We start from the raw sequence: 9,932 nt of genomic DNA on the forward strand, positions 1-9,932 counted from the left end.
GGGAAGGGGAGCGACTTCGCAATTCAAGCTCCATACCCCTTATCGAAAAAACTCATTTTTAGAATCTAAGTGAGATTGAGTTAAACCAAACAAAAGGATTCTGAAAAATAGAATCTTTTAAAAGAATTAAAACACAAAGTAAGATTCTGAAAATTCTAAAAAGCTAGAATCTTGCAGAATCTAGAATCTCGCCCAAACCTGCTATAATAGCGCTCAAAAAATCTTAGGAGAAGCAATGCTTGCAACACGCCTCAAAAAGCTTGGCACGCTGTATCGCAAAATGAGAATCGAGCTTCACATAATCTACAAATTTTTCGATCAGCAACTAATTTATGCCGCTTCGCTAAGCTTTTATAGCATTTTTGCGCTTATCCCGCTTTTGCTTATCTTTTTTTCAATTTTGCTTAATATCCCGCAATTTCACACCCAAGTCCAAGATCTCAAGGAAACAATCCTTTCAAACATGCTTCCCACGCACACTGATATGCTTTCTCAATACCTCGACACCTTTTTAGAAAACTCTACAAAGCTCGGCGTGATGGGGATTGTCTCTGTGCTTATTACTTCGATTTTATTCTTTCGCAACTTTGAATACGCCGCGGCAAAAATGTTTAATTCTAAGCCAAAAAATTTCCTAGATTCCCTCGTGGTGTATTGGACGATGATAACGCTCTTCCCCATTTCCTTAGCGCTTTCTGTGTATTTTAGCGCCGAGGTGCAAAAGACGCTTAAAGGCGTGGCGGATTTGAGCCTGCTTTTTGACTGGCTGCCTTATATCATCACTTGGTCGATGTTTTTGCTCCTTTTTAAAATCTCATCAAACAAGCCCCTGCGCCTCTTACCGCTTGTTTGCTCTAGCCTTGGGACGACGATTGTATGGCTTCTCACAAAGTGGGGCTTTGTGTATTATATTTTTTACAATGAAACCTACAAAAGCATTTACGGGCAGATTTCGATTTTGCTTTTTTTGATGACTTGGGTTTATATTTCTTGGGTGATTATATTGTGCGGAATGCGCGTGTGCGAGGGCTTGATGAGTAATTTTGGCAAGAAAATCGAGCAAACCTTTGGCTTTAAAAGTATGGTGTAGCTATTTAAACAAACGCCATACTTTCCAAAATAGCAAGAGTGCAAGCACAAAAAACGCACCAAAAATTATAAGAGAATCTGACATTTTCCCCCTCCTCTTTTGATTTAAAATTTTATTTAACGCGTAAAATCTCCTTCTCTTAAAGGCTCTCCAAAGTGTAAATCACGCGTCGCCTTGCGTCCTAAAATCTCACTATAGCTTTTTGGGTGCAAGCCACCCTCCACATTTGGGCGCAAGATTTTAATATTTTGACGCGTTAAAATCGCACCTTTTCTTATCTCTTCACTCACCCAGATTCCGCGTGCAAACTCCCTGCCCTTTTTTGGCGCTTGAGAATCCTCGCCATTTCCTAGCGCACAAAATGTCTCATCAATAACCTTGCTTAGCTCCGTAAATCCGCGCGCATCAAGGCTAAAGCTACTATCCGCACTCTGCAAATTTTTATCCAAAATAAAATGCTTTTCAATCACACTCGCGCCCAAACTCGTCGCAATGCACGCACAGAGCGTATCTAGCGTGTGATCAGATAAGCCAAATTTCACGCCAAATTTTTCTTTAATCTTTGGCATCTGCGCTAGATTCATAGAATCTAGCGGGGCGGGATAGCTACTCACGCAATGCAAAAGCGTAATATCATGCGCGCCGTGCTTGTGGCACACCTCTAGCGCAAGAGAAATTTCCTCATCATTTGCAATGCCACTTGATAAAATCACAGGCTTTTTGCACCGAGCCACCTCCGCGACAAGCTCCAAATCCAGCACCTCAAAACTCGCAATTTTATACATCGGGCAATCAATGGATTCCAAAAACTCCACGCCTTTTGGCGAAAATGGCGAGCTAAACACAAGCAAGCCTAATTCTTTCCCTAGATTAAAAAGCTCCTTATGCCACTCCCAAGGCGTTTGCGCCTCTTTGTATAAATCATACAAATACTGCCCTTCCCACGGCGAGCCTTTGATTTGAAAATATTCATTTTTTGCATTTAGCGTAAGACAATCAGGTGTGTAAGTCTGCAGTTTCACCGCCTTTGCGCCACTTTTGGCAATGGCTTTAAAAGATTCCTTTGCCACTTCCAAACTTCCGCAATGATTTGCGCTTAGCTCTGCCACAAGCAAGGGCTTTTGTGGGATTTTAGATTCGCACAAAGAAATTTTTGGGATATTTGTTTGCGACATACAAATATTCACGCTAGATTTCCGCACCACAAGGGATTTTCGCATAATATCAACATCAAAACTTTGAGAATCTCTATATAAAAAATCTTTCAAAACACCGCTTAGCTCATAGCCATTGCGCAAGTAAAATGCCTTTGCTTTGGTATTTTCACTCATCACTTCTAAAAAAAGCGCGTGCAAGTTAAAACCACTTAGCGCGATTTTTTCTAGCATTTTGAGAATCTTTGTGCCTTTTTTGGCAAGTGTGGATTCAAAAATATTTGTATAGATTCCCACATACGCGTGCTTGTGCGTGAGATTGAGCCGACTAAGCGAGCCAACGCCTAAAAACTTGAGAGAATCTAGTGGCGGCGTGCTTTGGGTGTTTTCATCTTTTAAAAGCAAGGGCGATTGAGAAAAAATGTGCGCAAGATTTTCTGGTGCAACTAGAGATTTTGTAGAATCTGCAAGCTCAAAAAACGCCCAATATTTCGCGCTTGCATTGTTACGCAAGCCCTGCACAAACTCAAAATGCCCCTGCTCTGAAATATGGCTAGAATACATAAATTGCGCGATTTGGGGCGCATTACGCAGGGCTAAAATCTCTAACAACCACTCTTTACTTAACGCACAAAAATCAATCGCAAAAAAACGCGCGCATTGATAATTCACCTTTTCCCCTTGCTCGCGCATTTATAGCGCAAAAATTTGTTGCAATAATGCTGGAAGTTTATCGCCAATTTTTAGCGTGCTTAAAATCGCTTTGGATTCCCTCCGCCATTGATAATTCGCAGAATCTAGCAATGCTAAGATTTCGTCCAAACTTTTTGCGCACAAAAACGCGCCAAGCGCTTTAAACTGCTCTATTTGAAAATGCTGATTAGGCGCAGATTCTACCATAATGCAAGGAAGTGCGCACTGCGCTAGCTCGATAAGCGTCCCCCCACCGGCACTTATAGCAATATCACAACTTTGCATAAGCGCGCTAAAATCGCGCGCGGTGAGATTGCGATAAATTTTAAGATTACGCACTTGCGGGATTGCGTGCGGATAGAAATTCCCCAATACCAAATGAAGTGTGGGCGCGCGCGTTGTGGCAAAAGTGGGCGAAGTCGTTGGCGTAAGTGAAGCAAAATGCGCGTTTAAAAGCTCCACACTTTGCGCGCTAAAATCTTGCAAATCCGCGCCACCAAAGCAAAGTAAGATATTTTCAATCTCTTTTTTGCACTCAAAATTTGGCGTAAAAAGCCCAAGCGTAGGCGCATACTCAATCCCGCAAAAATAGTGCTCCCTCTGCTCTTTGTTCAAATTTTCATACAACTTGTGGGCATTTAGCGCGCCATTTAGCACAAACGCGCATTTTGGATACACAGCGCGATTTGTATCATCAAGGCAAAGCAACGCCTTTGGCGCAAAATCAAGCAAGGTGCTAAAATGCGCGCGGGTAAAAAAATAGCTATCGACAATAAGATTTGCACCTTGAAAATCCGCGTGTGGTGGCAGATTCTGCAAGTTTTCATGCATATTTGGCAAAAAATACATTTGCGCTGAAGGCACAATAGAATCTAGCAATCTTGCGATTTTCCTGCATCGCATTTCATGCCCTAAGCCCGCATTCTCCCCGCTATCATAGAGAAAATAAAAGCGCTCCATCGCCCCGCCTAGCTTTAAAAAAGATTAAATTTATAGCGGTATTTAAACTCCGCTAATTCCCAATCTGCGGGCGTGTCAATGTCCTGTGCATCAAAAAAATCTAACTCTATACCAAGAGAATGCGGGGCAAAAATGGGCAACTCCTCCAAAAACGCGCCCGCGCGCCCAAAATAAAACTGCCCTGCGTCATAAAAAAGTGGCTCCAAATCCTGCGTGCGCGTGTTTTGAAACTTCGTCTCCAAAGGCTTGATAAAGCCCATTGCTTGCGCTTGTGGTGCTAAAATCTCCTCTTTTTGTTGTGCAAATGCGCGGGTTTCTTGTGGCGCGCTTTGTGTAGATTCCAACCTAAAGCCTCGCAAAGGATTATGACTAAATCGCAACACGCTAAAAACATACTGCGCGCTTTTTTGCGCCTGCAACAAAGCAAAAGCATTTTGCAAAATATGGGCTTGCAAAAGTGGCGTAGCTGGGTAAATACAGCAAATAATATCTTGTGATTTTAGCTTCAACTCCCTTGCAGCATGCGCGATAACGCTCAAAGTGGGTGCAAAATCATCGCTCAAATGCGCCGGGCGCAAAAATGGCGTTTGCGCGCCAAAGGCATTTGCAACCTCTGCGATTTCTTGAGAATCTGTGCTTACTACAATTTCATCAAAAAGCCTAGATTCCAACGCGCAAGCAATCGGGTAGGAAAGAATGGGCTTGCCTAAAAAGGGTTTGATATTTTTGTGCGGGATTCTCTTTGAGCCTGCGCGAGCGGGGATTATGGCGATGGTTTTCATAGAATCTTAAATACGCGAAAGCTCTTAAAATGGCCACAAACTCTCAATCCCATCGCTCACAGGATTTTTACTGCGCGTCTGCGAAATAGGACCAAGCGAGCGATAAGCGATTTTTGCGTCAGCCAAATAGCGCGACTGCACGGAATTATTTTTTTCTACATCATAGGGGCGCACCACGCCACTTACTTGCAGGATCTGCTTTTCACCATCGACTAAAATCTCCTTTTGCCCCGCGATGAAGTAATTTCCATTTTCTAGCACCTTGATAATGCGCGCGGTGATGGTGGCGTTAATAGAATCTGTGTGGTTTTGATTGCCCCCGCCGGTGAAGTTTGTCGTGTTATTCGCCTTTGTGAGCGTGTAGGCACTCATATCATTAAGCTCTTGAGCGATCTTTTTTTGCTCTTCATCATTTCCGCCATATTGCAAGCTCGGTGGCGTGCTAGCCCCGCCACTTGTGCCATTGTAGGCTTTGGTGGTGGCAAAATTCGCGCTGGCATTTTCACTGATGATAATTGTGATCAAATCATCTGGCTTCATCGCGCGCCTATCGGCAAAAAGCGGACGATCCCCCGTGCCAAAAAGCGAGCCTGCGCGCGGAATGTCGGGGATAAACTCTTGCGCTGGGGATTCCTCGACATATTCAGGGATTTGACTAAAATCAATATCCGCTTCAAAGCCTAGTAGCGGGAAATGCAACGCAAAAAATACCGCAAAAATAGAGAATCTTTTTTTCACTTTTAGCTTCCTTGCTAGAGATTTTGCACAAAATAAAGCAAAGGATATTCCTTAAAATAGAAGATATTTTTTTAGCTTTTAAGCAAAATGTAAGAGGGGGGGGGGCTAGAATAAACTTCCAAAATTTTTAAACATTAGGAGGAGCTATGATTTATGTTTTAGCTTTGTTTTTACCATTTGTAGCGTTGGCTGTGAAAGGCTTGTATATTCAGGCAGTGTTAAATTTTGTGCTGTGGCTGGTTGGGATTTTTACCATTTTCTTTGGGATTGGGGTTGTCCTCATCATCGCGGCAATCATTTGGGGCTGTGTGGCTATTGGGCAAAAAATCAATAAAGAGCGCCACGAGCAAATGATACAAACGCTAAGCGCAAATAATCAACAAAACACTAGCGACAAGGCATAAAGCTTAGATTCTTTTAGGTTTGCCTAAAAGAATCTTTCACACATACTTTTCAATCTCTCTTAAATCCTGCTTATCAATAATAATATTTGCCGCTTCTTTGAGGACATTTTTCGCACAAAAGGCGATGCGCGTGTCAGCGTGCGCAAACATACTCAAATCATTCGCGCCATCTCCCACACATAGCGTATTTTGCCTATCTATACCAAGCAGATTCTGCAAGCGCACGAGCATTTCGCCCTTTGAAGTGCTAAACATCATCTCACCGCCTATCTCACCACTTAGCACGCCATCTTTAACATGCAAAATATTGCTAAAATCAGAATCTAGCTCCAAAATCTTTGCAAAATGCCTTGTCGCAAGGCTAAAGCCACCGCTAAAACACACGACTTTATAGCCCTTACTTTTAAGAATCTGCACGATTTCACGCGCGCCAAGATTGAGCGGAAGATTCTCACAAATCTCTTTTGCACGCGCCAAACTTAGCCCCTTAAGCAACGCCACGCGCGATTTCAAGCTTTCATAATAATCAAGCTTCCCCTCCATCGCCTGCGCTGTGATGTGTGCCACCTGCGCCTGCGCACCACACTCATTTGCCAAAAAATCAATCGTCTCGCCATTCATCAGCGTAGAATCAAAATCAAATACCGCTAATTTCATTTTTTCTCCCTTTTTAAGCCATTTGCAAAAATGCTTCACACAACCACGCGCGCGATATTTGGCGAAAGGTGCGCCAAAATCTCATAGCTAATCGTGCCAAACACCCTCGCCACATAGCTTGCGTCATTCATCAAGCACACTTTTGGCGCATCGCTCGCGCAGGAAAAGCAGTCCATCGACATACGCGGGAAAATCTCATATCCTTCAGCAGTGTGGAATTTTTCGCCACATTTTTGCAGATTGCGCGCATGGATTTCATTAAAGCGAAAAAATCCATCGCCATAGCCGACATCATAGGTGCTAACAACGCCTTTTGCCTCTACTCTGCCCTTCCCGCCATAGCCGATTTTTGAATCTTGCTCTAAATTTTTAGAGCAAATTCTATGCGCCCAAAGGCTCGCAACAGGGCGCAAGTCTGTAGCAATTGCCAAAGGAGCTTCCAAATAGCCATAAGCAGCGATTCCTATGCGGACTAAATCATCTTGCAACGCGCTAGATTGAGCGCCTGTACGCAATGCGCCAGATGAGCTTAAAGAAGAAAAGCGCGGGATTGGAATCCCAAAGCGCGCACAAAGGCTTTCTACACGCGCCTTTAACTCGCTAAAAACTTCTCTTTGCTTTTCAAACTCTGCCCCGCCCTCATCACCATAGGCGATATGTGCCAGCACGCCAAAAAGTGTGAGATTTTTTTCTACAATAAGAGTAAAAAATTTTTCTAATTCGCTGGGCTGTATGCCATTGCGATTCATTCCGACATTGAGCTTTAGCTCGATTTTATCGCCACTTTTGAGCCCTTCTAGCATATGCATATCGCTTACCACGATTGCCATATTTGGCTGCAGAGTTTGCTTCAGATTCACACCACCATAAAAAATACTGATAGATTCAAATAAATGCGCTATTTGTAAGGCTTCGTTGTGGTTTTTCACAAACACATTTTTAATGCCATTTTGCTTGGCTAAATGCGCCATCTCAAGCAAACCATGCCCATAAGCATTATCTTTTAGCACAAGAGCTATTTTTTCTCGCGCACCCAAAACTTGAGCAATAATAGAAAGATTATGTTTAAAAGCATGAGAATCTAAGAGAATTTCTGCCATAAAAGCTAAGCCTTGATTCTAGATTTTGGGATTCTAAAGATTAGCCTGCGCTTTAACGCGCAAGCTGTGGCATTTCAAAAGTTATTTTGGTAACCCTGAAATGTAAGTTGCAAGTTCATCGATTTCCGCATCTGTGAGCTTTGCAGCATTTGGTTTCATAAGATTTGCTTTACCATGGCGGTTAAGTGTTCCAGCGCGATAACCTTTCAAATCCTCTACAACTTCTGCTTTGCTAAGTCCAGCAATCGCAGCATTGCCAAAACTTGTTTTCTTTCCATCAGCTCCATGGCAAGTAACACATTTTTTGAAAGTAGCAGGCGCATCAGCTAGCGCGAAACTTGCAAACCCAACAAACACTAAAAGTAACAACTTTTTCATACTATACTCCTTTAAGCTGTCTTAACAGCACCCTTATTTGTTTCCCACAATTAAGAAACGCGGTATTCTAGCACAATTTTTACCTAAAATCGCACATACTTTGAGAATCCATAGGATTTTGTTATGTTTTGGTATTATAATTACGCGTTGATCTAAGGTTTCGCAGGTTTAATAGCTTATGTTTTTTAGTTAATTTAAGGAGTTGTTATGAGCCATAAAAGATATGAGAGAGGCTATTTTATGCCTCCAGATTTTCATAAATATTTAGAGTGGGCGCAGAAAGAATATGTCACAAAAGCGCCAATTTGGTGCAGTGTGGATTTACGCGATGGGAATCAAGCGCTCATCACACCTATGAGTTTGGAAGAAAAAATCGAGTTTTTCAAGCTCCTTGTAAAAATCGGCTTTAAGGAAATAGAAGTCGGATTCCCAGCGGCAAGCCAAACAGAATACACCTTTTTGCGCACGCTTATTGAGCAAGATTTAATCCCCCAAGATGTCTGCGTGCAGGTGCTCACCCAAGCGCGCGAACACATTATTAAAAAAACTTTTGAAAGCCTGCAAGGGTGCAAAAATGCCATCGTGCATGTGTATAACTCAACTTCTTATGCGCAACGCGAGCAGGTGTTTAGAAAATCGCGCGAAGAGGTGAAACAAATCGCAATTGAAGGCGCAAAGCATTTGATGGAATATGCGAGCAAGACAGAAGGGAATTTTAGGTTTGAATACTCGCCTGAAAGCTTTAGCGGCACAGAGATGGAATACGCGCTTGAAGTGTGCAATAGCGTGATTGAAGTTTTTGCGCCCTCAAAAGAAAAGAAGCTTATTTTAAATCTCCCCGCCACGGTTGAGATGAGCTTGCCACATATTTATGCTACGCAAGTGGCGTATATTTCGCAAAATGTAGATAAGCGCGAAAGCGTGCTAATCTCATTGCACCCGCATAATGATAGAGGTTGCGCGATAGCAGATGCAGAGCTAGGGCTTTTAGCGGGCGCGGATAGGATTGAAGGCACGCTATTTGGCAATGGTGAGCGCACAGGGAATGTCGATATCATCACACTTGCGATGAATCTGCATACGCATGGCGTTGATTGCAAGCTTGATTTTAGCAATATCCCGCCAATTTGCGAAGTGTATGAACGCGTGACAAAAATGCGTGTGTATGAGCGTCAGCCGTATTCTGGTAAGCTTGTGTTTGCGGCATTTTCTGGCTCGCATCAAGACGCGATTGCAAAAGGCATGGCATACCACGCAGAGCGCAAGCTTAGCACATGGAGCGTGCCATATTTGCCAATTGATCCAAAAGATGTGGGGCGCGAGTATGAAAGCGATGTGATACGCATAAATTCCCAAAGCGGCAAGGGCGGGATTGCGTATGTGTTGCACACGCAGTTAGGTATCGATTTGCCCGCGCAGTTTAAAGAGGCGTTTTCCTACTATGTCAAGGACATTTCAGACAAGGCACACAAGGAGCTAAGCGTTGGGGAGATTTGCGAGATTTTCCAAAATGATTTTGTGAATCTAAAAACACCGCTAGAGCTTTGTGAATATCGCTTTGAAAAGCAGGAAAATGGCTTCAGCGTGGAGCTAGAATTGCAATTTAAAGGTAAAAAGCACAAATACCATGCGCGTGGAAATGGACGACTTGATAGCATAGCAAATGCCTTGCGGGAGAATCTAGGCTTAGCATTTGAAATCATCGATTACAGCGAACATTCTTTGAAAGAGGGCTCAAGCTCGCAAGCCATCTCTTATGTGCAGATAAAAAGTGGCGATGTGAGATATTTTGGCGCTGGCATTGACACAGACATCATTATCGCAAGCGTGCAAGGACTTGTCAGCGCGATAAATCGCAGTATGGAATAAAAATTTGCTTTGCAAATTTTTCAATTAAAGGAATTCAATGTTGCACTTTTAGTGCAACCCTTAAAAGCGTTGTCGGGGGTTTGGGGGATTGCAAAGGGGGGATAAGG

Annotated in this window: 10 protein-coding genes and 1 pseudogene; 3 read left to right on the plus strand and 8 right to left on the minus strand. The window is 43.1% G+C overall.

Annotation, left to right across the window (positions count from 1 at the left end; all coding sequences use genetic code 11):
- Positions 1–235 precede the first annotated feature (235 nt).
- Positions 236–1,090, plus strand: coding sequence for a YihY family inner membrane protein (locus CQA49_RS09285; protein ID WP_115575680.1), 855 nt, complete (start codon positions 236–238; stop codon positions 1,088–1,090).
- A 116-nt stretch (positions 1,091–1,206) separates the two neighbouring features.
- On the opposite strand, the gene pseI is transcribed toward CQA49_RS09285, so the two are convergent.
- The 5 genes and pseudogenes from pseI to flgH all read right to left on the minus strand — a co-directional run bounded on the left by pseI (position 1,207) and on the right by flgH (position 5,417).
- The gene (pseI, locus tag CQA49_RS10550) at positions 1,207–2,220 is read right to left on the minus strand and encodes a pseudaminic acid synthase (protein ID WP_258864293.1); all 1,014 of its coding nucleotides are present in this window, start codon (positions 2,218–2,220) and stop codon (positions 1,207–1,209) included.
- Positions 2,221–2,331: 111 nt separating this feature from the next.
- Positions 2,332–2,937 (minus strand): annotated as a pseudogene (locus CQA49_RS10555) (GNAT family N-acetyltransferase); the annotation flags it as partial.
- Positions 2,938–3,897 (minus strand): hypothetical protein, encoded by a 960-nt coding sequence (locus CQA49_RS09295; protein WP_115575682.1) that lies wholly within the window; start codon positions 3,895–3,897, stop codon positions 2,938–2,940.
- 14 nt (positions 3,898–3,911) lie between these two features.
- Positions 3,912–4,679 (minus strand): cytidylyltransferase domain-containing protein, encoded by a 768-nt coding sequence (locus tag CQA49_RS09300; RefSeq protein WP_115575683.1) that lies wholly within the window; start codon positions 4,677–4,679, stop codon positions 3,912–3,914.
- A 24-nt stretch (positions 4,680–4,703) separates the two neighbouring features.
- On the minus strand, positions 4,704–5,417 hold the full coding sequence (flgH, locus tag CQA49_RS09305) for a flagellar basal body L-ring protein FlgH (RefSeq protein WP_115575684.1): 714 nt from the start codon (positions 5,415–5,417) through the stop codon (positions 4,704–4,706).
- Positions 5,418–5,563: 146 nt separating this feature from the next.
- On the opposite strand from flgH, the gene CQA49_RS09310 reads away from it, so the two are divergent.
- Complete coding sequence (locus CQA49_RS09310; RefSeq protein ID WP_115575685.1) at positions 5,564–5,821, plus strand: hypothetical protein; 258 nt, start codon at positions 5,564–5,566, stop codon at positions 5,819–5,821.
- Between the two features lie 36 nt (positions 5,822–5,857).
- On the opposite strand, the gene serB is transcribed toward CQA49_RS09310, so the two are convergent.
- The 3 genes from serB to CQA49_RS09325 all read right to left on the minus strand — a co-directional run bounded on the left by serB (position 5,858) and on the right by CQA49_RS09325 (position 7,956).
- Complete coding sequence (serB, locus tag CQA49_RS09315; RefSeq protein WP_115575686.1) at positions 5,858–6,478, minus strand: phosphoserine phosphatase SerB; 621 nt, start codon at positions 6,476–6,478, stop codon at positions 5,858–5,860.
- A gap of 35 nt (positions 6,479–6,513) precedes the next feature.
- Positions 6,514–7,578 (minus strand): alanine racemase, encoded by a 1,065-nt coding sequence (locus CQA49_RS09320; protein WP_115575687.1) that lies wholly within the window; start codon positions 7,576–7,578, stop codon positions 6,514–6,516.
- 81 nt (positions 7,579–7,659) lie between these two features.
- Positions 7,660–7,956: a c-type cytochrome gene (locus CQA49_RS09325; RefSeq protein ID WP_115575688.1), complete on the minus strand. Its 297-nt coding sequence runs from the start codon at positions 7,954–7,956 to the stop codon at positions 7,660–7,662.
- A gap of 207 nt (positions 7,957–8,163) precedes the next feature.
- On the opposite strand from CQA49_RS09325, the gene CQA49_RS09330 reads away from it, so the two are divergent.
- Positions 8,164–9,825, plus strand: coding sequence for a 2-isopropylmalate synthase (locus tag CQA49_RS09330; RefSeq protein ID WP_115575689.1), 1,662 nt, complete (start codon positions 8,164–8,166; stop codon positions 9,823–9,825).
- Positions 9,826–9,932 lie beyond the last annotated feature (107 nt).

This window comes from Helicobacter sp. MIT 00-7814, from assembly GCF_003364115.1.
In the GTDB taxonomy this organism is placed as follows: domain Bacteria; phylum Campylobacterota; class Campylobacteria; order Campylobacterales; family Helicobacteraceae; genus Helicobacter_F.